Annotated in this window: 25 protein-coding genes and 2 pseudogenes; 11 read left to right on the forward strand and 16 right to left on the reverse strand. The window is 71.1% G+C overall.

The window, feature by feature from the left end; genetic code table 11:
* Positions 1-3: 3 nt before the first annotated feature.
* On the reverse strand, positions 4-1,212 hold the full coding sequence (locus IPT68_RS29645; RefSeq protein WP_189699913.1) for a pyridoxal phosphate-dependent aminotransferase: 1,209 nt from the start codon (positions 1,210-1,212) through the stop codon (positions 4-6).
* Between the two features lie 85 nt (positions 1,213-1,297).
* Between IPT68_RS29645 and IPT68_RS29650 the strand changes: the two genes are divergently transcribed.
* On the forward strand, positions 1,298-1,924 hold the full coding sequence (locus tag IPT68_RS29650) for a winged helix-turn-helix transcriptional regulator (RefSeq protein WP_189699912.1): 627 nt from the start codon (positions 1,298-1,300) through the stop codon (positions 1,922-1,924).
* 51 nt (positions 1,925-1,975) lie between these two features.
* Here the strand turns inward: IPT68_RS29650 and IPT68_RS29655 are convergent, their stop codons facing one another.
* The 3 genes from IPT68_RS29655 to IPT68_RS29665 form a co-directional block, all read right to left on the reverse strand.
* Complete coding sequence (locus IPT68_RS29655; protein WP_189699911.1) at positions 1,976-2,755, reverse strand: hypothetical protein; 780 nt, start codon at positions 2,753-2,755, stop codon at positions 1,976-1,978.
* Positions 2,755-4,023, reverse strand: coding sequence for a VWA domain-containing protein (locus IPT68_RS29660; protein WP_189699910.1), 1,269 nt, complete (start codon positions 4,021-4,023; stop codon positions 2,755-2,757). The genes IPT68_RS29655 and IPT68_RS29660 overlap by 1 nt, the downstream gene beginning before the upstream one ends.
* An 88-nt stretch (positions 4,024-4,111) precedes the next feature.
* On the reverse strand, positions 4,112-5,605 hold the full coding sequence (locus IPT68_RS29665; RefSeq protein ID WP_189699909.1) for an IucA/IucC family protein: 1,494 nt from the start codon (positions 5,603-5,605) through the stop codon (positions 4,112-4,114).
* Between the two features lie 110 nt (positions 5,606-5,715).
* Between IPT68_RS29665 and IPT68_RS29670 the strand changes: the two genes are divergently transcribed.
* Positions 5,716-7,230, forward strand: coding sequence for an IucA/IucC family protein (locus IPT68_RS29670; protein WP_189699908.1), 1,515 nt, complete (start codon positions 5,716-5,718; stop codon positions 7,228-7,230).
* A gap of 203 nt (positions 7,231-7,433) precedes the next feature.
* Here IPT68_RS29670 and IPT68_RS29675 read toward each other — a convergent pair whose 3' ends face one another.
* The 3 genes from IPT68_RS29675 to IPT68_RS29685 form a co-directional block, all read right to left on the reverse strand.
* Positions 7,434-7,616, reverse strand: coding sequence for a hypothetical protein (locus IPT68_RS29675; RefSeq protein WP_189699907.1), 183 nt, complete (start codon positions 7,614-7,616; stop codon positions 7,434-7,436).
* Between the two features lie 255 nt (positions 7,617-7,871).
* Complete coding sequence (locus IPT68_RS29680; RefSeq protein WP_189699906.1) at positions 7,872-8,513, reverse strand: TetR/AcrR family transcriptional regulator; 642 nt, start codon at positions 8,511-8,513, stop codon at positions 7,872-7,874.
* 96 nt (positions 8,514-8,609) lie between these two features.
* Positions 8,610-8,963, reverse strand: coding sequence for a DoxX family protein (locus IPT68_RS29685; protein ID WP_189699905.1), 354 nt, complete (start codon positions 8,961-8,963; stop codon positions 8,610-8,612).
* Positions 8,964-9,096: 133 nt separating this feature from the next.
* Between IPT68_RS29685 and IPT68_RS29690 the strand changes: the two genes are divergently transcribed.
* A complete protein-coding gene (locus IPT68_RS29690) occupies positions 9,097-9,573 on the forward strand; it encodes a MarR family winged helix-turn-helix transcriptional regulator (RefSeq protein WP_228040013.1) in 477 nt (158 codons plus the stop codon).
* Positions 9,574-9,823: 250 nt separating this feature from the next.
* Here the strand turns inward: IPT68_RS29690 and IPT68_RS29695 are convergent, their stop codons facing one another.
* Positions 9,824-10,297 carry a MarR family winged helix-turn-helix transcriptional regulator gene (locus tag IPT68_RS29695; protein WP_228040014.1) on the reverse strand — a complete coding sequence of 158 codons (474 nt, stop codon included), beginning with the start codon at positions 10,295-10,297 and terminating at the stop codon, positions 9,824-9,826.
* A 139-nt stretch (positions 10,298-10,436) separates the two neighbouring features.
* Positions 10,437-10,868, reverse strand: a complete 432-nt coding sequence (locus IPT68_RS29700; RefSeq protein ID WP_189699904.1) for a hypothetical protein — start codon at positions 10,866-10,868, stop codon at positions 10,437-10,439.
* A 228-nt stretch (positions 10,869-11,096) separates the two neighbouring features.
* Between IPT68_RS29700 and IPT68_RS29705 the strand changes: the two genes are divergently transcribed.
* Positions 11,097-11,747 (forward strand): FMN-dependent NADH-azoreductase, encoded by a 651-nt coding sequence (locus tag IPT68_RS29705; protein WP_189699903.1) that lies wholly within the window; start codon positions 11,097-11,099, stop codon positions 11,745-11,747.
* Positions 11,748-11,815: 68 nt separating this feature from the next.
* Here IPT68_RS29705 and IPT68_RS29710 read toward each other — a convergent pair whose 3' ends face one another.
* Both IPT68_RS29710 and IPT68_RS29715 read right to left on the reverse strand, forming a co-directional pair.
* A complete protein-coding gene (locus tag IPT68_RS29710; RefSeq protein ID WP_189699902.1) occupies positions 11,816-12,043 on the reverse strand; it encodes a hypothetical protein in 228 nt (75 codons plus the stop codon).
* Positions 12,040-12,249 (reverse strand): annotated as a pseudogene (locus tag IPT68_RS29715) (hypothetical protein); the annotation flags it as partial. The pseudogene IPT68_RS29715 and the gene IPT68_RS29710, both read right to left, overlap by 4 nt.
* 214 nt (positions 12,250-12,463) lie before the next feature.
* On the opposite strand from IPT68_RS29715, the pseudogene IPT68_RS29720 reads away from it, so the two are divergent.
* Together IPT68_RS29720 and IPT68_RS29725 are read left to right on the forward strand one after the other, a co-directional pair.
* Positions 12,464-12,934 (forward strand): annotated as a pseudogene (locus tag IPT68_RS29720) (Scr1 family TA system antitoxin-like transcriptional regulator); the annotation flags it as partial.
* Between the two features lie 2 nt (positions 12,935-12,936).
* Positions 12,937-13,149 carry a DUF397 domain-containing protein gene (locus IPT68_RS29725; RefSeq protein WP_189699901.1) on the forward strand — a complete coding sequence of 71 codons (213 nt, stop codon included), beginning with the start codon at positions 12,937-12,939 and terminating at the stop codon, positions 13,147-13,149.
* Here IPT68_RS29725 and IPT68_RS29730 read toward each other — a convergent pair.
* The 4 genes from IPT68_RS29730 to IPT68_RS29745 form a co-directional block, all read right to left on the reverse strand.
* Positions 13,121-13,504 carry a winged helix-turn-helix transcriptional regulator gene (locus IPT68_RS29730; protein WP_189699900.1) on the reverse strand — a complete coding sequence of 128 codons (384 nt, stop codon included), beginning with the start codon at positions 13,502-13,504 and terminating at the stop codon, positions 13,121-13,123. The two genes, IPT68_RS29725 and IPT68_RS29730, sit on opposite strands and share 29 nt — an antisense overlap.
* 37 nt (positions 13,505-13,541) lie before the next feature.
* A complete protein-coding gene (locus IPT68_RS29735) occupies positions 13,542-14,444 on the reverse strand; it encodes an LLM class flavin-dependent oxidoreductase (protein WP_189699899.1) in 903 nt (300 codons plus the stop codon).
* Between the two features lie 10 nt (positions 14,445-14,454).
* Positions 14,455-16,323 (reverse strand): FAD-binding protein, encoded by a 1,869-nt coding sequence (locus IPT68_RS29740; protein WP_189699898.1) that lies wholly within the window; start codon positions 16,321-16,323, stop codon positions 14,455-14,457.
* Positions 16,324-16,503: 180 nt separating this feature from the next.
* Complete coding sequence (locus IPT68_RS29745) at positions 16,504-17,568, reverse strand: MBL fold metallo-hydrolase (protein WP_189699897.1); 1,065 nt, start codon at positions 17,566-17,568, stop codon at positions 16,504-16,506.
* 330 nt (positions 17,569-17,898) lie between these two features.
* Between IPT68_RS29745 and IPT68_RS29750 the strand changes: the two genes are divergently transcribed.
* Complete coding sequence (locus tag IPT68_RS29750) at positions 17,899-19,011, forward strand: NAD(P)-dependent alcohol dehydrogenase (protein ID WP_189699896.1); 1,113 nt, start codon at positions 17,899-17,901, stop codon at positions 19,009-19,011.
* 151 nt (positions 19,012-19,162) lie between these two features.
* Entirely contained in the window at positions 19,163-20,590 is a 1,428-nt protein-coding gene (locus IPT68_RS29755; RefSeq protein WP_189699895.1) for an MFS transporter, read from the forward strand.
* Here the strand turns inward: IPT68_RS29755 and IPT68_RS29760 are convergent.
* A complete protein-coding gene (locus IPT68_RS29760; protein WP_189699894.1) occupies positions 20,563-21,102 on the reverse strand; it encodes a MarR family winged helix-turn-helix transcriptional regulator in 540 nt (179 codons plus the stop codon). The two genes, IPT68_RS29755 and IPT68_RS29760, sit on opposite strands and share 28 nt — an antisense overlap.
* 119 nt (positions 21,103-21,221) lie before the next feature.
* Here IPT68_RS29760 and IPT68_RS29765 point away from each other — a divergent pair, with 119 nt between their 5' ends.
* The 3 genes from IPT68_RS29765 to IPT68_RS29775 all read left to right on the forward strand — a co-directional run bounded on the left by IPT68_RS29765 (position 21,222) and on the right by IPT68_RS29775 (position 24,008).
* Positions 21,222-22,643 (forward strand): aldehyde dehydrogenase family protein, encoded by a 1,422-nt coding sequence (locus tag IPT68_RS29765; RefSeq protein WP_228040016.1) that lies wholly within the window; start codon positions 21,222-21,224, stop codon positions 22,641-22,643.
* A gap of 175 nt (positions 22,644-22,818) precedes the next feature.
* Positions 22,819-23,733 carry a HipA family kinase gene (locus IPT68_RS29770; RefSeq protein WP_189699893.1) on the forward strand — a complete coding sequence of 305 codons (915 nt, stop codon included), beginning with the start codon at positions 22,819-22,821 and terminating at the stop codon, positions 23,731-23,733.
* Positions 23,730-24,008 (forward strand): SelT/SelW/SelH family protein, encoded by a 279-nt coding sequence (locus IPT68_RS29775; RefSeq protein ID WP_189699892.1) that lies wholly within the window; start codon positions 23,730-23,732, stop codon positions 24,006-24,008. The genes IPT68_RS29770 and IPT68_RS29775 overlap by 4 nt, the downstream gene beginning before the upstream one ends.
* Position 24,009: the final 1 nt, after the last annotated feature.

Raw genomic sequence — 24,009 nt, forward strand, 5'->3', positions numbered from 1 at the left:
TCGCTACTGCCGGTACCCGCCGAGGAACCGCCCGATCCGCCCGATCGCCGCCTCCAGATCATCCGCGTGCGGCAACGTCAGGATCCGGAAGTGGTCCGGGGTCGGCCAGTTGAAGCCCGTGCCCTGGACCACCTGGATCTTCTCCCGCAGCAGCAGGTCCAGGACGAACCTCTCGTCGTCGTGGATCCGGTGCACCTTGGGGTCGAGCCGGGGGAAGGCGTACAGGGCTCCCTGGGGCTTCACGCACGACACGCCCGGGATCTCGTTGAGCTTCTCCCACGCCACGTTGCGCTGTTCGTGCAGCCGGCCGCCGGGCGCGGTCAGCTCGTGGATGGACTGCCGGCCCCCGAGGGCGGCCTGAATGGCGTACTGCGCGGGCGCGTTGGAGCACAGCCGCATGGAGGCCAGCATGGTGAGGCCCTCCAGATAGTCCCTGGCGTGCTGCTTGGGGCCCGTCACCACCAGCCAGCCGGAGCGGAAGCCCGCCACCCGGTACGTCTTCGACAGGCCGCAGAAGGTCAGGACCACCAGGTCGGGCGCGAGCGCGGCGGCCGAGTGGTGCACGGCGTCGTCGTACAGGATCTGGTCGTAGATCTCGTCGGCGAAGACCATCAGGCCGTGCCGGCGGGCCAGGTCGAGGATGCCCGAGACGATCTCCTTCGGGTAGACCGCGCCGGTGGGGTTGTTCGGGTTGATGATCACCACGGCCTTCGTCCGGTCCGTGATCTTCGACGCCATGTCGTCCAGGTCCGGGTACCAGTCGGCCTGCTCGTCGCAGAGGTAGTGCACCGCCTTGCCGCCCGCGAGGGTGGTCACCGCCGTCCAGAGCGGGAAGTCGGGGGCGGGGATCAGGATCTCGTCGCCGTCCTCCACCAGCGCCTGCACGGCCATCGACACCAGCTCGGAGACGCCGTTGCCGAGGAAGACGTCGTCGACGCCGACCTCCAGGCCCAGGGTCTGGTAGCGCTGGGCGACCGCGCGGCGGGCGGAGAGGATGCCGCGCGAGTCGGTGTAGCCGTGCGCCTGCGGCAGCATCCGGATCATGTCCTGGAGGATCTCCTCCGGCGCCTCGAAGCCGAACAGCGCGGGGTTGCCGGTGTTCAGGCGCAGCACGCTGTGGCCCGCCTCCTCCAGCGCGTTGGCGTGTTCGATCACCGGGCCGCGGATCTCGTAACAGACCTCGCTCAGCTTGTTCGACTGCCGGAACTCCATGCGGTGCGCCCCTCCGGTTGTGGTGATGCTTGGTTTTACCAAGTGCGAGCTTGGAAAGTCCAACGACATGTCTAGACTGCGTCGCATGTCACCTCGTCGAAGCTACGACCAGTACTGCTCCGCCGCCCGCGCGCTCGATGTCGTCGGCGACCGCTGGACCCTGCTGATCGTCCGTGAACTCCTCGCCGGCGCGCGCCGTTACACGGACCTGCACGCGGATCTGCCGGGCGTCAGCACGGACGTACTGGCGTCACGGCTGAAGGACATGGAACGCGACGGGCTGGCCACCAGGCGGCGGCTGCCGCCGCCCGGAGCGGCGAACGTCTACGAACTCACGCCCCGCGGACGCGAGTTGCTGCCGGTCCTGCAGGCGCTCGGCGCCTGGGGGCAGGCCGAACTCGGCGAGCGACGGCCGACCGACGCCGTCCGCGCCCACTGGTTCGCGCTGCCCCTGCTGCGGGCCCTGGACGGGGAAGGACTCGTCGAAGTGCGGCTGGAGGAGGGGCACTTCCACCTGTACGTCGGCGCCGAGGAGGGTCCCGTGTACGGTGACGGCCCGGCGCCGCGCGAACCCGACGCCGTGCTGGTCCTCGGCGCCGACACCTGCGCGGCGGTCGCCCGCGGCGAGGTGAGCGTGACGGACGCCGTACGGGACGGACGGATCACGGTGACCGGCGACGGCGCGGTGGCCAAGGCGCTGCGGGAGACCTGAGAACGGCAGAAGGCCCGCACCGGGCGGGCCTCCTGAGGGGACGTCAGGGCATCAGACGCCGGTCGGCCGCCCCGATCCCCGCGTCAGCGCGTACCCGCCGACCCCGGCCAGCGCCGCCAGCGCGCCGCCCACCGCCGTCCACACCCACCGGTCGGACCACCAGCCGGACGTCCAGCCGTCCTCGGGCTCGATGCTCGACAGCACCGCCGCGTCCTGCTCCGTCTCCTCGGACGCGACGGCGGTCCCCGGCACCAGCGGCTCGGCGAGCGCCCCGTCCACCGCCGCGGCGCCGCCGATCTCCTTGGACTCCACCCGTACTTCGGCGCTCACCGGCAGACCCAGGTCGGACGTCGGCAGGCCCACCGCCGTGAGGCGGATGTAGTACGTGCCCGGCAGCGGGTCGTTCGCCCACGGCTCCGACCAGGCGCGGACCGTGCGCAGCGTGCAGGCCAGCTCCACGGAGGCCGCGTCCGCCGCGGCGGTGCGCGTCTGGGCCCCGTACTGGCAGGCCTGGCGGCGCCGCAGACCGTCGTACACGTCGATCTGCCAGGTCTCGGCGGCGTGCGCCTCGGGCAGTTTCACCGTCGCCCTGACGGTGGGCCGCCGACCGGCGTCCGCGGGGAACGACCAGTACAGGTAGTCGCCCGCCGAGGCGTCCGCCGTGGCCGTTACGCCCTCGTCGAACTCGGCCGCCGTGCGGAACGACGTGCCCGCCTGGACCGGCGCCGCGCCGTCGTCCGACGGACTCGGCGACGGGGAGTCGGCCGCGGCCGGGGAGACGGCCCATCCGAGCGCCAGCACGGCCGCGCCCAAAGCCTTCACGATACGCATCAGTTGGTCCTCCAGACCGCGACCCGCCAGCGCGACAGCCAGCCCCACAGCAGACCGGCGACGAAACCGGCCAGGACGAGGGCGCCGAGCAGCCACCAGCCGCGCCCGAGACCGAAGGAGGCCACGTCGTGCGACGGCGAGGGTCCGTCGACGACGTCGACCGTCAGCTCCAGCGGCAGTCCGGGCGTGGTCTGCACGCCGGAGGCCGCCGAGAAGGAGTGGGTGACCTGCAGACACACGGTCTCGGCCACGGACGCGTCCTCGTCGTCGTCGCTCTCGCGCTTCGGGTGACGCAGCCCCGTGGAGATCACGTCGGTGCGCCCGTTCCCGGCCGCCTCGCCCCGCACGATCTCGCGGCCCTTGACGGTGACCGCCCGCAGCAGCACCCCGTAGGCCGGATTCACGTCCCGGTCCGCCGACACGCTCACGGACGCGCGCAGTTCCTGACCGGGCAGCACCTCCACCCGGTACCAGCGCTGCCGGCCGAACTCCTCGCGGTCGGTGTAAAGGCCGGACTTCAGCACCGGTGCCTCGGCGCACCGCTCCGCCCCCTCGACGGCTACCGGGGTCACCACCGGATCGGCCGCCCGGTCCACCAACTGGTTGACGCGGTCGGTGAGTTCGTCCGTGTGCTCCACGGACGTGTACGTGCCGCCCGTCGCCTCGGCGATGCAGCTGAGCTGCTGCCGCATCCGGGTGTTGGGCACCAGGCCGAGCGTGTCGATGGTGAGACCGATGCCCTTGGCGGCGATCTCGCGGGCCACCTCGCACGGGTCGAGCGGCGCGCAGGTGTCCTCGCCGTCGCTGATCAGCACGATCCGCTTGGAACCGGTACCGCCGTCGAGGTCGTCGGCCGCCGCGAGCAGCGCCGGGCCGATCGGGGTCCAGCCGGTCGGCGTCAGCGTGGCCACCGCCGCCTTCGCCTCGGTGCGGTCCAGCGGGCCGACCGGATAGAGCTGCGCGGTGTCCTTGCAGCCCCTTTTCTGGTCGTCGCCGGGGTAGTTCGCGCCGAGCGTGCGGATGCCGAGCCGCACGTCCTCGGGGGTGGCGTCCAGCACCTCGTTGAACGCCTGCTTCGCCGCCGCCATCCGCGACTGCCCGTCGATGTCCCGCGCCCGCATCGAACCGCTGACGTCCAGGACCAGGTTGACCTTGGGCGCGGCGGCCGTGGTCTCGTCGGCGAGCGCCGTCGACGGGAGGGCGATCCCGGCCGCCAGCGCGGCGAGCAGGGCCCAGACTCCCGCCGCCGGCCGTTGTCTTGTGATCATCGGCGGATCTTATTGATCGGAGGTGTCGTGGTCCAAAACGGAAGACCGTGGGGGCCGGGCAGGAGAACGTCACGGTTCCGAACAAGGATCACCGCAGCGGATTGGGCAGCTCCGCCCACAGGTCGCCGGCCGTTCCCCGCGACAGCCGCATCAGCGTCAACGCCTTGGCCGGCAGGGGTTCCTCGCACAGCGCGGCCAGGTCGGGGGTGCGCGGCAGCTCGCGTACGGCGGCCTGCAGCGCCGCCCGCAGAACGGCCCCCGACCCCGCGGTCCCGGCCAGCGCCCCCGCCACCAGCGACCCGAACAGCTTGCGCCGCAGCGCCGTCACGTCGTCCGTGACGATCCGGGCGGGCAGCTCCGGGAGCCTGATGCCGTGCCGCGCCAGCCGGGCCGGGCTGAGGCGGATGTCCGCCAGGTCGCGGTAGACCAGCCGCACCGGGGCGCCGGTCGCGGACAGCACGACGAGGAGGTTCTGGCCGTGGGCCTCCAGCGCCACGCCCAGGTCGAGCAGCCGCAGTCCGACGCCGAGCGCGAGCCGGGCGAACGCGGCCGACCAGTCTGCCGACCCGGCCCGCTCGGTGGTCGCCAGCGCGGCCACCGGCAGCACCCGCTCGCCGGGCCCGGCGTACACCTGCGGCGACTCCCGCAGCACCGCCGCCAGGTCCGGCGACCCGTCCGTGACCGCGCCCAGCGTACGCGTGACGTGCAGCAGGCCGTCCGTGCGCGCCGCCAGTTCCTCCGCGAACGCCGACAGCGTCATGGACGCGGCGACCGACGCCACCGAGATGTCCCGCACCGACGACGTCAGGCGTGCGCTGAGCGCGGTCTTGACGTGCGTGCCGTCGCTCAGGGCGAGGGTGCGCAGGGACATCAGCGGGTGGCCGGTGAGCCGTGACTCGCAGGGCCGCTTCAGCACGTGCGCCGCCTGCCACGGGTGCACCGGGACCAGCACCCGCCCCCGCTCCCGCATCCGCTCCGGCCAGGCCCCCGTCACCAGGCACGTCTCCGCAGGGACCGGCACCAGCCCGAGCCCCACCAGCGGGCGGTGCTCGGGCGCGTAGGCCAACTGCTCGGCGACCGAGAAGCCGGGCCGGGAACGGCAGTTGGGGTGGTACGGATGACCGTCCACCACGCGCTGCTCCCATTCCCAGTCGGTTCCCGGCCACTCCTGCGGGTGAGCCGGCTGTCCGGCCCTGGACAGGGCCAGTGAGGCGACGCTGTGATCGAGTTCGGCGGCGAGGTCCGCGCCGTGCGGTACCGCGAGGTCCGCCAGCAGCCGTGCCGGACGGTCGTGCTCGACGTCGCCGAGTCGTACGGCGGTGACGTAGGCCACGGTCGCGTACGGGTCCGGGGCGGGGCCGTGCAGCAGGCGGCCGTCGCGCAGGCGCAGGGTGACGCCGTCCCGGCTCGGGGCGCGGCCTTCGATCCAAGGGAGCGGCTCATGGGTGAGCGCACGCCACAGGCGCGTCAGCACGGCCGCCCGGGCCCCGGGCAGTTCGGCCGCGTACCGCGCGGTGAGGTCCGGGCGGACGACGGACAGTTCGTCGGCGACCTCGGCCTCGGCGGTGGGACGACGGTGCACGGGTGGCTCCTCGGGACGAGTCGGGGCAGAACGGCGCGACCTGGGCGTCACGGCGGCCGGTGACGACAGCGATACTGATCGCCTCCGCACCAAAGAACCGTAGGGAACGAGTGGAACGCGTGGACCTCATCCCCCCGCCCGCGGGCTCCGACGCCGCAGCACTGGTGGACGTCGCCGATCTGGCCGACGCCCATGCGGCCGCGCCGCTGCTCAACTGCCTGCTGCGCGAGGTGGCGCTGCCGCTGCCCGGCCGCGAGGGGGTCTACCGGCTGCCCGGCGGTGACCGGCTGCTACGGGTGCGCGGCACACGGCGGCCCACCGCACCCGAGGTGTACACGCCACACGGCTGGCGCCGTCTCGGCCACGCCGAACTCGTCAAGCTCGTCACCGAGGAACTGCGCCGCCACACCGGTCTGTCCAACCACGAACTGCCCGCCGAGATGCTCGACAGCCGGGACGCCGTCGCCGCCATCCTCGCCGCACGCGCGCGTGCCACCCCGCCCGACGACCCCTATCTGCGCTCCGAGCAGTCCCTGGTCACTGGCCACCCCCACCACCCCGCACCCAAGGCGCGCGGTGGCGGCCCGGTCGCCGGCTGGCTGCCGTACGCGCCCGAGGCGCACGCCCGCTTCCCCCTCGTGCTGCTCGGACTGCGCGAGGACACCGTCGTCGAGGAGGGCGACACCTCGGCGCTGGACGGCCTCGGCACGCCCCCGCCCGGATACCGGCTGCTGCCCGCCCACCCCTGGCAGCTCGATCTGGCCGCCCACGACCTCGCCCCCGCCCTCGCCGACGGCCGGCTGGTCCGGCTGGGCACCACCGCCTCCCCGGTCTGGCCGACGGCCGCGATCCGCACGGTGTACGCCCCGGACCGCGACCTGTTCCTCAAGTTCAGCCTCGACGTGCGCATCACCAATGACGTGCGGAGGCTGTGGCGGCACGACCTGCTGAAGCTGCGCCGCACCGACGCCGCCGTAGGCAGGGCCTTCGCGGGCGGTCCGGCGGCCTGGCTGAGCGACCGGGGGTACCGCACCGCCGACTTCGCCTTCGAGGAACTCGCCGTCCTGGTCCGCGACGGACTGGGCGGCGCCGTCCTGCCCGGGGCGACCCCGTTCCTGACCGCCGGGCTGGTGGAGGGTTTCGCGGGCAGCCCGCTGGACGGTCCTGTCGACCCGGTGCGCTGGTGGGAGGCGTATCTGCGCCAGGTGGTGCCCCCGGTCCTGTCGGCCTTCGCCGACCACGGCGTCGTCCTGGAGGCGCATCTGCAGAACTCGCTCGTCGCCTGTGACGGCGAGGGGGCACCGGTGCAGGCGCTGTTCCGGGACGCGGAGGGGGTGAAGCTGCTGCCGGACGTCTCGCGTGCGGCCGGGTGGGAGCGGCTGGTGTACTGCCTGGTCGTCAACCACCTGGCCGAACTGGCCGGAGCGCTCGCCGAGCGTCACCCGGGACTCGACCCCTGGCCCGCCGTCCGCGCCGAACTGGTCCGGCACGACCTGCCCGAGGTCGCCGCGCTGCTCACCGCGCCGACGCTCCCCGCCAAGACGAACCTGCTGCTGCGCTGGACGGGAGCCGACGGGGCCGCCGCCCGCTACCGGCCGCTGCCCAACCCGCTGGCCCGCGACTGATCCGGGAGTCGGCCGGGGCCCAGCAAGCCGGGGCACAAAAAAGGAGGGTGGTGCCCACCGCGCACTCCCCATAGGCGCGTGTGGGCACCGCCCCGCGGGCACGGCGACAGCCGCCCGCCATGGCCGCCCGCTCCGCTCCGCGGGGGCCCCTGCACCCATCGCCACCCGATGCGGTGCAGGTGTCGGTGTGACCGGCCTGTTTCTCAGGCCTGGGCGTCACTCCCCGGCAGCTCGGCCTCCATGACGCGGCGGTGCCTGCCGCTGCCGGGCAGCCCGAGGAGAACGAGGCGCTCGTGGGCGCGTCGACCGCGGTGGCGTCCGCCGCCGGCGGCGTCCCCCGTCGGGTGCAGGTGCTGAACGGCCAGGAAAAGGGTGGTCTTGAACATGGGAACTCCGGGAACGCTCTGCGGCCGCTGCGGCCGGTGATGGTGCCGACGGCTGTCGTGGCTGTGTCGGTGCCGGCAGCCGCCCTTGCCGTGGTGCGCGCCGCCCGGATGTGGTCCTGGTCGGCTGTGACCCTTGGCTTGCATTGAAGCTATCAGATGATTGAATGGGATCAATGGTTTTGAGGGTGTGATGATTGCCTCTTCGGGGGACTTCGTGTGGACGGGCCCTCGGAAGGGGCGTGGCGCCGCCGAGCCTCAGTCGGCGGTCGTCGCCCGGGCGCGGCGATAGACGCCGAACCAGTAACCGTTCGCCAGTTCGCGCGCGACGTCGTCGTCGTCGCTGCCGTCGCTGTCGGCCACCTGCTGGGCGATGACCTGGCCGCCTCCCTGGACGATGACCCGGGCGGCGACGTGCGGGTCGATGTCCGCCGGTGTCCGGCCGGCCCGCTGCTCCTCTTCGAGGACGGCGACGACATGGTCGACGAAGCGGCCCTGGTCGGCGGTCCACGCCTGCCGCACCGCCGGGTCGTACGCGGCCACTTCGTTGATCGCGGACAGCAGGGTGGCGTGCTCGCGGTAGTGGCGCAGGATCAGCTCGTAGGTGCGGGCCAGGCCGTCGAGCCCGCCTCCCGGGCCGCAGGGCCACCAGGAAGCGGCGATGGCGTGGCTCTCCGTCTTCAGCGAGCCGCTCAGCCGGAGCAGGACGTCGACCTTGTCGCGGAAGTACAGGTAGAAGGTGGAACGGGAGATCCCGGCGGCGTTCGCGATCTGCTCGACGCTGAGCTCGGTGTAGGTGACACCGTCGCGCAGCAGCTCGTCGATGACGGACAGGATCCGCTTCTCGAGAGCGGACCTCCGGTCGGCCGCGCTGGAGCGTCGTCGAGTGGTGGAAGCCATGGGCTCATCCTAGAAACCCGCCCACCCCGGTGGGCCTACTGCCCGGCGGGTGCGGCCGGCGGGTGCGGTGCCGGTGGGGAACGCCCGGCGGGGCGGTCAGTCGCCGGCGAGGTGCAGCAGCAGGACGCCCGCCGCGGCGGCGGCCGAGGCGAGGGCCGGTGCGGTCGCCGTGAAGTCGTCCTTGACGCGCAGGTGGGACGCGGTCCCGCCGAGCATCAGGACGACGAGGCTCACGGCCGCGGCCACGCCCACCCAGGTCTCGAACAGGCCCACCAGCAGCCCGATCGCGGCGGCGACTTCCGCCAGCCCGACCAGGCGGAGCAGCGCGGCAGGCACCCGCAGAGGCCGGGCCATGTCCCGGGTCTTCGGGTGGCCCGCGAGCTTCGGCGCTCCGGCGAAGGTCATGAAGGCCGCGAGCGCGCAGGACAGCGGCACGGTGGCGAGGGACATCGGATGCTCCAGTCGTTCGTTGTCGCACGACGCTCCCGCCCCGTGCGAAGAAATAAGATTGATCGCCGGAAACGATATGCGTTCATCAATGATTCATCCATCGTGATGATTCTCTCCTTGGTAGTGTGGGTGCATGAGCGTGAACGAGTCCGTGGCCGAGGCGGCCGAGAGTGACCCTCTGAGCCGGCTCGGATTCCTGCTGGCCCGCAACGGCGCCATCGCGAACAGCCGGGTGCACGCCGCCTTCGTCTCCAGTGGACTGGCGCCCCGTCAGGGCGCCACGCTGATGCTGCTGGGCAGGACCGGGTTCATGAGCCAGCAGGCCCTGGCCGCGGCGCTCGAAGTGGATCCCAGCGTCATGGTGGGGATCCTCAACGACCTGGAGTCCGCCCACCTCGTGGAGCGCCGTCGGGACCCCGCCGACCGGCGGCGCCACATCGTGGCCATCACCGAGGAGGGGCGCGGTGTCCTGGCGAAGGCCCAGGACGCCGTGGTCGAGGTCGAGCGGGGACTCTTCGCCGACCTGTCCCCGGAGGAGATCGCCACGCTGCGGGATCTCCTGGCCCGCGTCCGCACCACCCCGGGTGACCCGGCCTGCGCCGAGGACTGATCGACGCGGGGCGCTGGCGTGATCTGCTGGGCGGCCCCATCGGTGGCAAGTCGGGGGTCGCCAAGTCCCGGACGTCCGTCTCCGACGTCCACCCTGGACGGCCCGGTCCCCAAACATCCTTGGCGTCCAGTCCCCGGACGCCTGTCTCCGTGAACCCTTGGCGTCCAGTCCGCCGACGCCCGTCTCCCTGAGCCCTTGGCGGCCGAGTCCCCGACGTCCTGGTCGGTGCCGTTCCTGCTTCCCGCGGCTGCTACTCCGTGCAGGCGGGCTCGTTCCGCGACGTCTCGATGCGGAGCAGCAGCCCGCGCAGCGTGGCGACCTCCTCCGGTGAAAGTCGGCCGAACATCTCCTGCTCCACGTCGGTCACGGCTTGCCGGGTCTTGGCCAGCAGGCAGTCGCCCTCGTCCGTGATGGCCACGATGTGCCGGCGACGGTCCGACCGGTCGCGCCGGCGTTCCACGAGCCGGGCGGCCTCCAGGTCGTTGAGGATGCCGACCATGACGCTCGGGTCGACGTCGAGCGCCGCGGCGAGTGCCTGCTGGCCCATGGAGCCGGACTGGCCCAGCAGGATCAGGGCCGTGCCCTGCCGGGGTGTCAGCCGGAAGCCCTCCAGAGCGCGGCGTATCCGGCTGTCCGCCGCGGCCCCGTGCCGGGCCAGGAGGAATCCGAGCCGGTCCAGGAGGCCGGTGTCCCCGTCTTCGGTCAGCCGCGCGTCGTCGATCACCCCGTGATACTAGCAAGAGGTCAATCGTCAGCCCATACCCATCATTGACCTGCGCCCATCATTTCCCTGCGATGGACATCCCGTTGGGCACTGTCCAACGGCGTGGTCCTGGCCACGTCGTCGGGGCCAGGACGTGCTGTCAGCCCCGGTGGCTGTCGTACCGGCCGGCGAACCGGAGTTGGTCGAGGTACCAGTCCACGGCGTGCCGGCGGTCCGTCACCACGACGACGACCCACGTACCGCCGACCCGGCGGACGAGGCGATGGCCGTCGTAACGGTAGTGATGCCGGCGGTCGTGGTCGTAGTACCGGAAGCCGTGGTCGTCCACGCCGTCGTGCCGACGCCACTGGTCGTTGCGATCGTGACGCCTTCCGTCCCGGTAGTAACGCCCGTCGTCCCGCACCGGCACGTTACCGACCGTGGCGCGCCGCTCCGTGACACCGACGCCCTGCCGATCCCCCGGGGCGGGGAGCGGCTCCGCGGACGCCGAGCCCGCGGTGCCGACCAGGGCGATGCCGGCCAGCGCCGCAGAGACGGCGGAGGTGGCGACGCGTCGTATCAGCTTGCTCATGTTCGTGACTCCTTGCTGCGCCCGCCTTTGGGCGCCGAGCGACGGTTCCGTCCGTTGAGTTCAAGTTAGCGAATAATTGAGGTGTCTCAATGATTCTCCAAGCGTGATGGTTGTCTCATGCACTCGTATGGGAGTGAGGAAAAGTAAGTAGCCGTGCTATCAATAGTCACGTACGAAAACTTGGCCCTCGGCGTACCGCCCGGGCTCCCCGCTGTACTGGAGAAACGCATGGCCACGCTGCTGCACATCGACTCGTCCGTCTTCCCGAGCGAGGCGTCGTCCTCCCGGGCCGTCACGGACGCCTTCCGCAGGACCTGGCAGGAGCAGCACCCCGACGGCACGGTGATCTACCGTGACCTCGCCGCCAGCCCCGTCCCGCACATCACCGCCGACGCCCACACCGCCGGTTTCGCCGACCCGGGCAGCCACAGCGCGGAACAGGCCGCCGTCTTCGCCCAGCGCATGCGGCTGATCGAGGAAGTCGAGCAGGCGGACGCCCTGCTGATCGGCGCGCCGATGTACAACTACACGATCCCGTCCACGCTGAAGGCGTGGCTGGACAACGTGATCCTCTTCGGCCGCACGGCGGGCGATAACCCCTCCGCCAAGGGCACCCCGGTCACCGTCGTCGCCAGCCGTGGCGGCTCCTACGCACCGGGCACCCCGAAGGAGCCCTTCGAGTACGTGCAGAACTACCTGCGCGCCATCCTGAGCGACACCCTCGCCCTGGACCTCGACTTCATCGTCCCCGAGCTCACCATGGCCCCGCACAACCCGGCGATGGCCCAGCTGGTGCCGCTCTTCGAGGCCTCCCGGGACCGCGCCTTCGAGGAGGCGGCCCACAAGGCCAAGCAGCTCGCCGAGCGCCTGGCCGCCTGATCGGACCGGCGGCGAACCGGCCGCCGGCAGCCCGGCCGGGGTCTCACCTCGACCGGGCTGACGTCATGTCAGCCCCTCCTTCTGCTGCGGGCGTTCGCCTCCGACACCAGGACGCGCAGCAGCTCGCGCTGTCCGAGGAGGCGGAGCTGCCATGGCTCCGCATCCCACTCCCGCCCGCCGGCCGGCGGACGGACCTGGAGATACGGGCCCTCGTGCCCCATGACCCTCCCGAACCGGTCGCGGTGCGTGTCGTGGACGGCGTCGCCCACGCCCGGCACCCCGTCGCCGGCCGTCATCCGGCGACCCCCTTGAGGATCACCTCGGCGAGCATCGGCGCCACGGGCGCGGAGCACACCCCGAGGTGGACGAGCGCGTACCGGGCCTCGCCCTCGCGGTCGTCCGCCCACGGCGTGCGAATGTCCATCGCGGGCAACTGGATGCCCGCCCGACTGAGCGCCGAGGCGAGGGCGTCGCGGGCGTCGAGGGCTTCCTGGTCTTCTGCGGTACGGAAGGCATGCGCGTCCTAGGTCTGGTCGTTCCGTCGATCGGCTGAACGGACTACGCGAGTCGATTACGCCGCGTAGTCCGGACGTGACGAAGATGCGCCCGGACGTGCCCGGTCACGCCGTGGACTGGGCGCTGCTTCCTTCGTCGGCCGGGTCCGGTTCCACACCTTCCACACCGCTCCCGCACCCGCCAGGAACGGAGCGAGCCGTATGCCGCAGCGTCGTGTCGTCACCGGTCGGAGCCAGGAACCGCTTCAGCGGTTCGCCGAGGAACTGCGCACCCTGCGCGCCGGGAGCGGGACGAGCCTGCGGCAGTTCGGCGAACGGCCGGGCTGGGACTGGTCGTTGTTCGGCAAGATGGAGAAGGGCGAGACGCTCGGCAGCCCCGAGGTGGTCCAGGCCCTGGACACCCACTACGGCACCCCGGGTCCGCTGCTGGCCCTGTGGGAACTGGTGGCCGGGGACCACACCCGGTTCCGGGAGCGCTACCGGCGGTACATGGCACTGGAGTCGGAGGCGGTGAGCCTGTGGCACTTCGCGGTGAGCGTCCTGCCGGGGCTGATGCAGACGCCGGGCTACGCCCGTGAGGTGCTGGCCGCGGGCCGGCTGCGGGGGAAGGAACTCGACCAGCAGGTCGACGCGCGAATGGGGCGACGGGAGCTGCTGATGTCGGAGGAAGCGACGTGCGACCCAGCGACCTGACCGCCGCATCCTGGCGCAAGAGCAGCTACAGCAACCAGGACGGCGGAGCCTGCGTCGAGGTCTCCGACGACTTCGACGGCGTCGTCCCCGTGAGGGACAGCAAAGCCCCGCAGGGACCCGTGCTGATGTTCCCGGCGACCGGCTGGGCCGCCTTCGTCACCGGCGTCAAGGACGGGGGCCTGACTCCCCGCTGACGTCGGAGACCAGCGCGGTGTCGGTCAGATGCTCCACACCCCATCGCCTGAGCATCGCGAAGGCCGGGCCGAGGGCGGCGCCTGCGTCGGTGAGCCGGTAGGAGACACGGCAGGAACGGCCTGCGCCGACCTCCCGCACCACCAGACCATGGGCGGAGAGCTCGGCCAGCCGTTCCGTCAGCATCCGCGCACTGATGCCCACGACGGACCGGTGCAACTCGGCGAAGAAGGCCGGCTTGTGCATCAGTGCGGCCAGGATCAGCCCGGTCCAGCGCTTACCCAGAAGCTCGAACAGTGGCTCGATGCCTTCGCACGGGTCGTCTTCCTCCCCGGCACCCGCCATGCGGTCCGTCATCCATCGGCGGCCTTCCTCACCTGGCTGCCCCACTCCGTCAGTAACCCCTCTCCCGGGCCACGAGATCGCGCGCGGCCGGGGCCACTTCGGCACCGAACCGCTCGATCGTCGGCGCGTCGTCGCCACCGATGACGAAGGCACTGACGCCGTGCTCCAGGGCCATACCGGCGATCTGCTCGGCCCATGCCTCGGCAGGCCCGTCGAGCAGGCCCCGTGAAGTGGCCGAGAACCGGACCTGCATGAAGTTCATCACCCGGCGGACGGCGGAAGGGGAGCGCCCGGCCGTCCCGGCCGCCTCGTCGATGCGGGCGTTCATCTCGGGAAGTGAATCCACCCCCCGGGGCAGGTACTCGATGGTCGGCAGCCAGCCGTCGCCCACCGCGCCGGTGAGGGCGAGCATCCTGGGTTTGTACGCCCCGACCCACACAGCGATGTCGTGCACGGGCCGAGGACCGCGCTTTGCCCCGTCGACCTCGTAGTACCGGCCGTGATGACGGACGCCGCCGCGGGTGTCGGTGTCCCAGATCTCGCGGATGACGCCGATCCCCTCACGGAGGGCTTCCACGCCCTGCCCCGGCGTGAGGTGACGGCCGCCCATGGCCGCGATGCCGTCCCAGAACGCCCCCGCGCCGATGCCCAGTTCGAAACGGCCGCCCGAGAGGATGTCCAGCGAGGCCGCCGCGCGCGCCAGGACGGCCGGCGGACGCAGCGGCAGACTGGTGACGTTGGCGCTGATGTGGACGTTCTCCGTGCGGGCGGCCACGTAGGCGAGGAGCGTGGAGGTGTCCAGGAAGGAGGCTTGGTAAGGGTGGTCCTGAAAAGTCACCAGATCAAGGCCCGCACGGTCTGTGGTGACGGCCAGGTCGACCACCTGCTTGGCCGCCCCGGCGGCGGGGGTGATGAACGAGCCGAAGAGCAGACCATGTCCGTAATCGCTCACGGGAAGCTCCTTAAATCTCGCGTGTGCCCGCCGAGGGAACCTGCGGGTGCGCGTCGGGGTCGATGTTGAAATTGTCCCGGAACAGGTTGTCCGGGTCGTAACGTCGCTTGACCTCGCGCAGCCGTTGCAGGACTGCGGGCGGGAAGGCGTCGTTCAGGCGCTCGGGCCGGGTGTCGGTCTCGAAGCTGAGGTAGAGGCCGTCGAAATGCTTCCGCAGCGGGTCCCACACCCGGTCGAGAGCCTCGCTGTCCGCTCCCATGGCGGTCACCTGGAAGGCGGCCCCGCGGTGGGGGAAGGCCATCGCGTCGGAGGAGACGTCGGCGATGGCCCCGCCCATCGCGCGGAGCTCGAAGAAGTACACCTGTCCGGTGCGCAGCAGGTCCGCGGCGTCCCGGGCGAACTCGGGAGTGAGCTTGGGCAGGAACGCCGAGCGAGAGACCGGCTCACCGAAGCCGTGGTGCCCCTCGGGGCCCACGTCGGCGGCGGAAGCCATGACGCCGGCGTACGGGGTGACGACGACCTGTTGCCGGGCGAGCATCCCGATCTGTGCGAAGGGCGTCAGACGCTCCACGATGACGTCGGGATCCGGATGGTCGACGACTCCGAGGAGCTGGACGCTCCAATGGTCCTGCCGGGGGCGGCCGGTGATGAGGAAGACGGTGGTGTCCCTGGGCGCCTCGGCGGCGGTCCTGCCGAAGTCGGACAACGTCTGCGCGATGTCCGTGGTGACGAGCCCCAGCTGGGCATGACCGACCTCGCCGACCTCGTCCACCTGGAACTCGAACGTGGTGGCGACACCGAAGTTCGCCCCCGCGCCGCGCACCGCCCAGAACAGGTCGGGACGCTCCTCGGCGTCGGCCCGGACGCGACTGCCGTCGGCGAGCACCAGCTCCACCGCGCGCAGGTGGTCGATGGTGAGCCCGTGTGCCCGGCCGAGCAGGCCGATCCCGCCCGCGGTCGCCAGCCCGCCCACGCCGACACCGCCGTAGTCGCCGGAGCCGAGCGCCCAGCCGTGCGGGTGCAGGGCGGCCGAGACCTGCTTCCAGGTCGCCCCCGGCCCTATCCGCACCAGGCGTTCCGCACGGTCCAGCACCTCTATGCCGTTCATCCGGCCCACGTCGACGACCAGGCCGCCGTGGTTGGTCGAGCGGCCGCTCACCCCGTGGCCGGCGCTGCGGATGCCGAGCGGCAGATGGGCGTGGCGCCGCGCGAAGGCGAGTGCGTCCGCGACCTCCTCGGCCGTCCCGGGCCGCAGCACCAGTCCTGGCGCGCCGCCGCGCAGGTAGTTGGACGAGACACCGCGATAGCCGGGGTCTCCCGGCTCCACCGCGTGGCGGGTGAGGGATTCCGGTATCGCGTCGTAGTCGATACCGGGACTGCGGCGTGCCCGCGCGGCCGGGGAGCGGCGCGGGCGGGCGGTGCGGGCGGCGCGCGCGAGGTCCGCCAGCCGCTCGACGTCCTCGGCCGAGCCGACGGGAACGACCACCGGCAGGCCGCCCTCGGACAGGGCAGCCAGTTCCTCGCCCGACGCCCCCCGGGAGGCGGTCACCCAGGCGGCGGCATCGGTGACGATCCTGCCCGGTGCCAGGACATCCAGGCTTTCCCTGGCCTTCGTCACGACGGTCCGGTAGGGCACCGTGGCGTCCCGCTGCGAGGACCCTCCCGTGTCGGCGAGAGCCGCACCCAGACTGATGCGGTCCGTCTTGCCCGCGAGCCAGGAGACAGCCGTCCAGGGGTCGACCCCGACCGGTCCGGTCGCGGGGGAGCTGTCGACGACGACCAGCGCGAGGCCGCGTTCCTCTGCCAGCCTGGCGAGCTCGACCCACCCGCCGTCGACGGAGCCGGACTCCGCCGGGTCAAGGCTGATTCCCAGTTCCATACCGCTGTCCCATCCCTGAAACGAGCCGTCAAAAAGCTTTGCAGGCTCAACAATATAAACACATAAACGATTGACGCGACCAAGGAAAGTGCCGGATCGCACGTCATGGACCGGGCCGGTGGTGCATCCGGCTGCGGAGTGCGGCCGCCCGGGACGGCCGCACTCGCGGAAGGTCACGGCTCAGGCGATGTAGAAGGGGCCGCCGTTGCCTTCCTTCTGGTAGCCGAAGTGGGTCCGCTCGGTGCGGAAGGTCTCCGCGACGGTCCAGGCGTGGTACTTCGTGAACACGGTGGCGCCGGCGAGCCGCTCCGGCCAGGTCTGCCCGTTGGACGTGGTCTTGGTCAGCGTCTTCTCGGTCGCGTAGTTGGCGATGGAGTTGATCCAGTTCTCGGCGCCGACCATCTGGTACTCGCGGCCCAGCCCCACCACGAAGCCCTGGAGCGCCTCGGCGTTGCTCATCTCCCGCAGGCCTTCCTCCGCGTACTTGAGCAGGTCGTGCCAGTACTCACGCACGATCTCGACGTCCTCGCGGGTGCCCCAGCGGGAGATGTGACCGCCGATCAGGGCCTTGAAGTCGTAGGACAGGATGTCGTCGTGGGCCTGGTAGAAGCCGCTGATGTTCTCCGAGACGTCGCAGTGCATGAAGGTCACGGAGCCGGGGCTCACGATGTCGATCTTGGTGAGGACCTTCTGCTCGGGGCCGTAGATGTAGATGTTGCCCGGGCAGTGGTCGGCACCCTTGTACGACAGCTCCAACTTGACGCCGCCGACCTCGAGCTCCGCGTCCGTGTGGAAGGTCTCGGTGGGCAGCGGGCGGTACTTGTCGGGGAAGCGGGTCAGTAGCTCGCGCGTGATGTCGTGCGCGACGATCTTGACCTCGGGCCCGAACTGCGAGGCGGCGCCGATGTGGTCGGAGTGCCAGTGGCTGTAGATCAGGTGCGTGATCGGCTCCCGGGTGACGGAGCGGACCGCTGACTGGATGTTCTCGCCGAGCCCGGGCGGGGCGTCGATCACTATGACACCGCTGCCGGTGACGACGAAGCCCCCGTCGTAGCCGGCCGGGCTCGTGACCCAGTAGAAGTTGCCGCCGTCGCCGACGTTCTCCAGGTGGTAGCCCTTCTCGTAGAAGGACGGGTCGTTCAGGTACTCGGGCATGAACTGTTGTGGGGACGGCATGTGCCCATCGGGCAGGGCCTTCGGGAAGCCCCACTTCGTCGGGTAGAAGTCGCCGTACTTGGTCGCCATGGTCGTCCTTTGACTGTGACTGGGCGGAGGTCCCTCTCGGGGCTTCCCCGCCTTCGTGGAACGTTTGCGGGGCAAGCTTGTTGCGGCACAAAACGTTTGTCAATCTCAACGATTGACGCTGCGAACTGGAATCGAGGCTCGAATCGGATCGCTTTGTGCGGCTCTGAGCTGCATGTATGCCGGTGGGTAGCGGGCTGTGGCGAAGAGTTTCGGTAGATGTGTGGTCAGAGACACATTTGATTGACAAGAAGTTCTTGGGGTTACATCGTTCATCTGCGTCAACGATTGAGTTGCCGCGATGAGATGTCGCCGAACAGGTAAGGACCCGTCATGCGTATCCGGGCAGCAGTGGCCGAGGGCCGGAGTCAGCCGCTGGTGATCGAGGAGCTCGAACTCGACCAACCGCGGGAGGACGAGGTCCTGGTCCGCCTCGTGGCCACCGGCATCTGCCAGACGGACGCCCATGCCTGGCACCAGCGCATCCCGGTCGCGCTGCCGCACGTGCTCGGACATGAGGGCGCGGGCGTCGTCGAGAGGGTCGGAGCGTCGGTCGACGGACTGGAGCCCGGTGACCACGTCGTCCTGTCGTTCCAGTCATGTGGACGGTGCGAGCCGTGCCTCGGCGGTCACCCGGCGTACTGCGACAAGGCCTTCGCGGCGAACTTCTCCGGCGCACGGCTCGACGGCAGCCGGGGCCTGCGCCGCACCCGCGGCGCGGGCACCGGCGTCAACGCGCACTTCTTCGGGCAGTCGTCGTTCGCCACGCACGCCCTGACGAGCGCCTCGAACACCGTCAAGGTGACCAAGGACGCCCCGCTGGAGCAGCTGGCTCCCCTCGGTTGCGGGCTGCAGACCGGTGCCGGTGCCGTGCTGAACTCGTTCGCCCTCCCGGCGGGAGCGAGCATCGCCGTCCTGGGCACCGGAGCGGTCGGATTCGGTGCCCTGATGGCGGCGGGTGTGGCCTGCGCGGCGAAGATCATAGCCGTGGACGTCCACGCGGAACGTCTGGCGCTGGCCCAGGAGTTGGGCGCGACCCACGTCGTCGACGCCCGCCAGGAGGACGTGACGGCGGCCATCAGGGCCGTCGCGGCCAGAGGTGTCGACTTCGTGCTCGACACCACGGGCCGTCCGGAGATGCTCGGTCACGCGATCGCGTCCCTGGCGCCGATGGGCCGGGTCGGACTCGTAGCGGGCGGATCACCGGAGGCGGTCGTGCCCGTGGCCGAGCTCGCCCTGGGCAAGAGCGTCGCGGGAATCGTCCAGGGCGACGCCGTCCCGCAGCGGTTCATCCCTCAGCTGGTCGAGCTGTTCCGGTCCGGTCGCTTCCCGGTCGACCGCCTGGTGCGGTTCTACGACTTCGACGACATCAACACCGCGTTCGCCGACGCCGCACGCGGTGACGTCATCAAGCCGGTCCTGCGCATCGCCGACCCCCTCGGCTGACGACCCGGGGGACCCGTCTCGCCCGCAGCCCTCGGGGCCGCGAGCCTTCGTCCCGCCTCCACGCACCGAGCCTCCAACACACCGACCGGCCGGGAGCCGTCGCAAGGACGCCCCCGGGCGGTGACGTCCCGCTGCTTACTCAGGTGAACCCGTGCCCCCACTCGTGGCCTCTTCCCGCTCCTTCCAGCCTCGGACCACCCTGCTGGTCCTTCTCCTCGCCGTCTTCGCGTTCGCCCTGCTGCAGTCGCTGATCAACCCGGTGCTGCCCGCGTTGCAGGAGGACCTCGACACGACGCAGAACCTGATCGCCTGGGTGATGACGGCCTTTCTGCTCTCCGCCTCGGTCTGTACGCCCGTCGTCGGCCGCCTCGGCGACCGCTACGGCAAGGACCGCGTCCTTGTCGCCTCCCTCATCGCCCTGGCGGCGGGCGCGGTTGTCTCGGCGACGGCACCCGACATCTCCCTCATGCTCGCCGGCCGGGTGGTGCAAGGCGTGGGCGGTGGAGTACTGCCGCTGACTTTTGGCATCATCCGTGACGAGCTGCCGCGGGAGAAGACGCCTGGCGCCATCGGTGTCGCCGCCGCCCTGGCCGCGGTCGGCGGTGGGGTGGGCGTCGTCGTGGCGGGGCCGCTGACCGACGCCTTCGGCATCCGGTCGCTGTTCTGGATCCCGGCAGCGCTGATCGTCGTGGCCGCCGTAGCCTCCCGGGTCGTCGTACCGCCCTCGCCCGCCCGGAACCCCACGCCCGTCAGCTGGCTCGCCACCGTGCTGATGGCCGGCTGGCTGGTGGCGCTGCTCGTGCCGCTGGCCCAGGCGTCCCGGTGGGGCTGGACGTCCCCCGCGGTGATCGTCCCCTTCCTGGGCGCCGCAGCACTGGCCACCGGGTGGGTCGTCGTGGAGAAGCGCTCGGACCGCCCGCTGATCGACATGCGCATGTTGCGCAGCACCGCCGTGTGGACGACGAATCTCGTCTCGTTGCTCTTCGGCGTCAGCCTGTTCGCCGTGATGGCCTTCCTGCCCATCTTCGTGCAGACGCCGCCGCAGGCCGGATACGGCTTCGGCGCGAGCGTCACACAGGCCGGACTGCTGCTCCTGCCGATGACCGTGACCATGTTCCTCGCGGGGCTCGGCTCGGCAAGGCTGGCCGGGAGGTTCGGGGCGCGGCAGGTACTCGTCACCGCCTCGGCGCTGAACGTCGTGGCGGTGGTCGCCCTCGCCGTCGAGCACGACCGGCGCTGGCAAATCGCCGCCGCGCTGGCCCTGATGGGGGTGTCCCTCGGCATCGCCTTCTCGACGATGTCCAATGTCATCGTCGCCGCCGTCCGGCCCGACCAGACCGGAGTGGCCAACGGTGTCACCGCGAACGTCCGCACCATCGGGGGGTCGGTCGGGGTGGCCGTGATGAGCGGCATCCTCGGCGCGCACACGCCCGCCGACGGCCTTCCGTCCGAGAGCGGCTACACCTACGGGTTCGCGGTTCTGGCGGTCGCGGGCGTCGCCGCCCTGCTGGTCGCCTCTCTGATCCCCGTACCGAAACCCGGGGCGACGACTCAGGGGCCGGCGGTTCCCTCCGGCTGAGGCAACACGCTTTCCACGGCGAGGCACGGGTCCGTCTCCGGTGTGACCGTGACGATGTGTTCCGCGGCACGCTCGACCGCGTCGCGGAACATGTCCCGCTGTTCCTCCGGCAGCCCGCGCAGCACCTGGTCCTCCGCGTGGGCGACCCGCGCCTCGGCGGCGGCCAGCGCCTGCCGACCCAGTTCGGTGGCCACGATGCGCCGCGCTCGGCGGTCGCGCGGGTCGCGTTGCCGCTCGATCAGACCGGCGGACTCGAGATCGTCGATCAGGTAGGTCATCACGCTGCGGTCGATCACCAGACGGGTGGCCAGCGCTCCCTGCGTGGGCACCTCTTCGTGCACGACCACGGCCAGGATGTGGTACCCGCGGCTGCCGTGCGGCAGGTCCTGCAGCGCCACCTCGACGTACTCGTGCCAGCGGCGCAGCACCATACCGAGCGACCAGCCGAAGTTGGTGCCTCGCTGACGTGTGAGGTGTTCCTGCTCTTGGGGCCGGTTCGTGGCAGTGGACATGCCGGAAGCGTAACAGGAGTGTGTTGATCAACACATAGGTTGCCACCAAGACCATTGAACAATAACAATTAATTAGGTGCGTCAAGCGTCGACGCAACACGCAAGTGGAATGGGAAAGCATGACCGTGCGCAAGATTCATCAGGTCTACATCGACGGGCACTTCGTCACTCCCCACGGGACCGAGATCGCCCCCCTGTACAACCCCGCCTCCGAGCAGGTCGTCGGAGAGGTGCGGCTCGCCGACGAAGTCGACGCCCGTGCGGCGGTCGCCGCTGCCAAGCGGGCCCTTGCCGGGTACTCCCGGACCACCAAGCGGGAGCGCATTGCCCTGCTCGAGCGACTGAGCTCGGCGTTCGCCGACCGGCTCGACGATCTCAAGACGGCGATGACCGAGGAGTACGGAGCGGTGCGCGGCATCGTCGAGGGTCTGCTGCCGCTGGCCCCCAAGATGTTCGACGAGGCCGCCGCACTCCTCGCGTCCTACGAGTTCCGCCAGACCCGCGGCAGCACCACCGTCTCCATGGATCCGCTCGGCGTCGCCGTCGCGATCACCCCGTGGAACCTCAGCGCCGTCTTCGTGGCGCAGAAGGTCGCCGGGGCCCTTGCCGCCGGGTGCACCGTGGTCGTCAAGCCCAGCGAACTCAGCGCGCTGCAGACGCAGATCATGACGGAGGCGTTCGACGCCGCGGACCTGCCGCCCGGTGTGGTCAACGTCGTCACGGGCCGGGGCGCGACCGTCGGTGACACCCTGACCTCGCACCCGGACGTCGCCAAGGTGGACTTCACCGGCTCCACCGCGGTCGGACGGCAGATCATGCGCAACGCCGCCGACACCTTCAAGCGCCTGACGCTCGAACTCGGCGGCAAGAGCCCGACCGTCCTGCTCGACGACGCCGACATCCCCGCCGCCGTCGGCGCCGCGCTCACCTCGGGCTTCCTCAACAACGGTCAGACGTGCTTCGCCGGAACCCGCATCCTCGCGCCGGAGAGCCGACTCGACGAAGTCGTCGAGGCCATCGAGTCCGCGATGCCCGCGTTCGCGGCGGGTGACCCCACCGACCCGGCGACGGGCGTCGGCCCCGTGGTCAGTCAGGCGCAGTTCGACCGGGTCCAGGGCTACATCCGGCTGGGCAAGGAGGAAGGCGCGCACCTCCTCACCGGAGGTGAGGGACGGCCCGAGGGCCTGGACAAGGGCTGGTTCGTCAAGCCCACCGTCTTCACGGGCGTCCGCAACGACATGCGCATCGCACGCGAGGAGATATTCGGCCCGGTGCTCGTCGTCATCTCCTACCGGGACGACGACGAGGCGGTCGCCATCGCCAACGACACCCCCTTCGGCCTTCAGGCGCACGTCTTCTCGAGCGATGCCCAGCGGGCTCGCCGCGTGGCCGAGCGACTCGAAGCGGGAACCGTTCTCATCAACAGGATCTTCGGTGATCCCGAGGCACCCTTCGGCGGTATGAAGCAGTCAGGCATCGGGCGCCACCACCACACCTACGGACTCGAGTCCTACCTCGAGCCGCGGGCCATCACCGGCTGAGCACCGGGCAGAGGCCGCCGGCAGGCCGCCTCACGGCTCAGCGCCCCGGCGTCCCGGAGGCGGGCCGGCCGGGTAGGACGCGCCGGGCACTTCACGGCGGAGTAGGGTTCCTCGGACGAGACCCGTAGGAGCTGGCGATGACATGTAGGGCGGACACTCTGCGAGGCCTCGAAAGATGCTGAGGAACGTCACCGCGACCCGCTACGTCGCGCCCCTGCGCTCCGGCGGCTCGGTGCCCGGCGTCGTCGAGGCCGACGACCTCGGGACCTACGTCGTGAAGTTCACCGGCTCGGCGCAGGGCCGCAAGGCGCTGGTCGCCGAGGTCATCGTCGGGGAACTGGCGCGCGCGCTGGGGCTGCGTTTCCCCGAGCTGGTGCTGGTCCACTTCGACCCGGGCATCGCCGGGCACGAGGAGCACCAGGAGGTCCGTGACCTGCACGCCTCCAGCGCCGGGGTCAATCTGGGGATGGACTACTTGCCGGGCGCCCGGGACTTCACGCCGGAGGTCGCGAAGACCTTCCCGGTCGACCCGCTGGAGGCGGGACGCATCGTCTGGCTGGACGCGCTCACCGTCAACGTCGACCGGACGGTGCACAGCTCCAACCTCATGGTCTGGCCCACGCTCGGCGTCGCGCCCCCGCGTCTGTGGCTGATCGACCACGGCGCCGCCCTCGTCTTCCACCACCGCTGGGACACCTCCGCCCCCGAGAAGGCGTACGACTTCCGCCACCACGCCCTCGGTCACTACGGGCCGGACGTGCGGGCCGCCGACGCCGAATTGGCCCCACGCGTGACCGAGGACCTGCTGCGCGAGGTGCTCGCCGAGGTGCCGGACGCCTGGCTGGCCCACGACACGGACTTCGCCACGCCCGTCGCGGCCCGGGACGCCTACGTGGAGTACCTGCTCGCGCGCGTGCGGGCCTCGGGGGACTGGTTGCCCACGGACTTCCCCAGCCGTGAGGAGATCGCCGCCGAGCAGGCCCTGCGCGCGGCGAGGACACAGCAAGGCAGGCCGAAATGGCTCAAGCAGGTCCCCGACCTGCACGGCAAACCGGCCGCGGAACAGGATTGGTCGGTGCACCTGGGATGACGTCCGGGAACCAGCGCGTCCAGATCGAGTACTGCACCCAGTGCGGCTGGCTGCCGCGCGCCGCCTGGCTGGCACAGGAACTGCTGACGACGTTCGGGGTGGAGCTGACCGAACTGGCCCTGAAGCCGGGCACGGGCGGGGTGTTCGTCGTCCGCGTGAACGACGAGGTCGTGTGGGACCGCCGCGAGCAGGGCTTCCCGGAACCGACGGCCGTGAAGACGGCCGTACGCGACCGGGTGGCCCCGGGGAAGTCCCTGGGCCACTCGGAACGCTGAG

This window comes from Streptomyces chromofuscus (genome assembly GCF_015160875.1).
Lineage (GTDB): Bacteria > Actinomycetota > Actinomycetes > Streptomycetales > Streptomycetaceae > Streptomyces > Streptomyces chromofuscus.

Coding starts and splice junctions, on each gene's coding strand:
- IPT68_RS29645 (WP_189699913.1), bottom strand. CDS start 1,212: ATGGAGTTCCGGCAGTCGAACAAGCTGAGCGAGGTCTGTTACGAGATC.
- IPT68_RS29650 (WP_189699912.1), top strand. CDS start 1,298: ATGTCACCTCGTCGAAGCTACGACCAGTACTGCTCCGCCGCCCGCGCG.
- IPT68_RS29655 (WP_189699911.1), bottom strand. CDS start 2,755: ATGCGTATCGTGAAGGCTTTGGGCGCGGCCGTGCTGGCGCTCGGATGG.
- IPT68_RS29660 (WP_189699910.1), bottom strand. CDS start 4,023: ATGATCACAAGACAACGGCCGGCGGCGGGAGTCTGGGCCCTGCTCGCC.
- IPT68_RS29675 (WP_189699907.1), bottom strand. CDS start 7,616: ATGTTCAAGACCACCCTTTTCCTGGCCGTTCAGCACCTGCACCCGACG.
- IPT68_RS29680 (WP_189699906.1), bottom strand. CDS start 8,513: ATGGCTTCCACCACTCGACGACGCTCCAGCGCGGCCGACCGGAGGTCC.
- IPT68_RS29685 (WP_189699905.1), bottom strand. CDS start 8,963: ATGTCCCTCGCCACCGTGCCGCTGTCCTGCGCGCTCGCGGCCTTCATG.
- IPT68_RS29690 (WP_228040013.1), top strand. CDS start 9,097: ATGAGCGTGAACGAGTCCGTGGCCGAGGCGGCCGAGAGTGACCCTCTG.
- IPT68_RS29700 (WP_189699904.1), bottom strand. CDS start 10,868: ATGAGCAAGCTGATACGACGCGTCGCCACCTCCGCCGTCTCTGCGGCG.
- IPT68_RS29705 (WP_189699903.1), top strand. CDS start 11,097: ATGGCCACGCTGCTGCACATCGACTCGTCCGTCTTCCCGAGCGAGGCG.
- IPT68_RS29710 (WP_189699902.1), bottom strand. CDS start 12,043: ATGACGGCCGGCGACGGGGTGCCGGGCGTGGGCGACGCCGTCCACGAC.
- IPT68_RS29730 (WP_189699900.1), bottom strand. CDS start 13,504: ATGACGGACCGCATGGCGGGTGCCGGGGAGGAAGACGACCCGTGCGAA.
- IPT68_RS29740 (WP_189699898.1), bottom strand. CDS start 16,323: ATGGAACTGGGAATCAGCCTTGACCCGGCGGAGTCCGGCTCCGTCGAC.
- IPT68_RS29745 (WP_189699897.1), bottom strand. CDS start 17,568: ATGGCGACCAAGTACGGCGACTTCTACCCGACGAAGTGGGGCTTCCCG.
- IPT68_RS29750 (WP_189699896.1), top strand. CDS start 17,899: ATGCGTATCCGGGCAGCAGTGGCCGAGGGCCGGAGTCAGCCGCTGGTG.
- IPT68_RS29760 (WP_189699894.1), bottom strand. CDS start 21,102: ATGTCCACTGCCACGAACCGGCCCCAAGAGCAGGAACACCTCACACGT.
- IPT68_RS29765 (WP_228040016.1), top strand. CDS start 21,222: ATGACCGTGCGCAAGATTCATCAGGTCTACATCGACGGGCACTTCGTC.
- IPT68_RS29770 (WP_189699893.1), top strand. CDS start 22,819: ATGCTGAGGAACGTCACCGCGACCCGCTACGTCGCGCCCCTGCGCTCC.
- IPT68_RS29775 (WP_189699892.1), top strand. CDS start 23,730: ATGACGTCCGGGAACCAGCGCGTCCAGATCGAGTACTGCACCCAGTGC.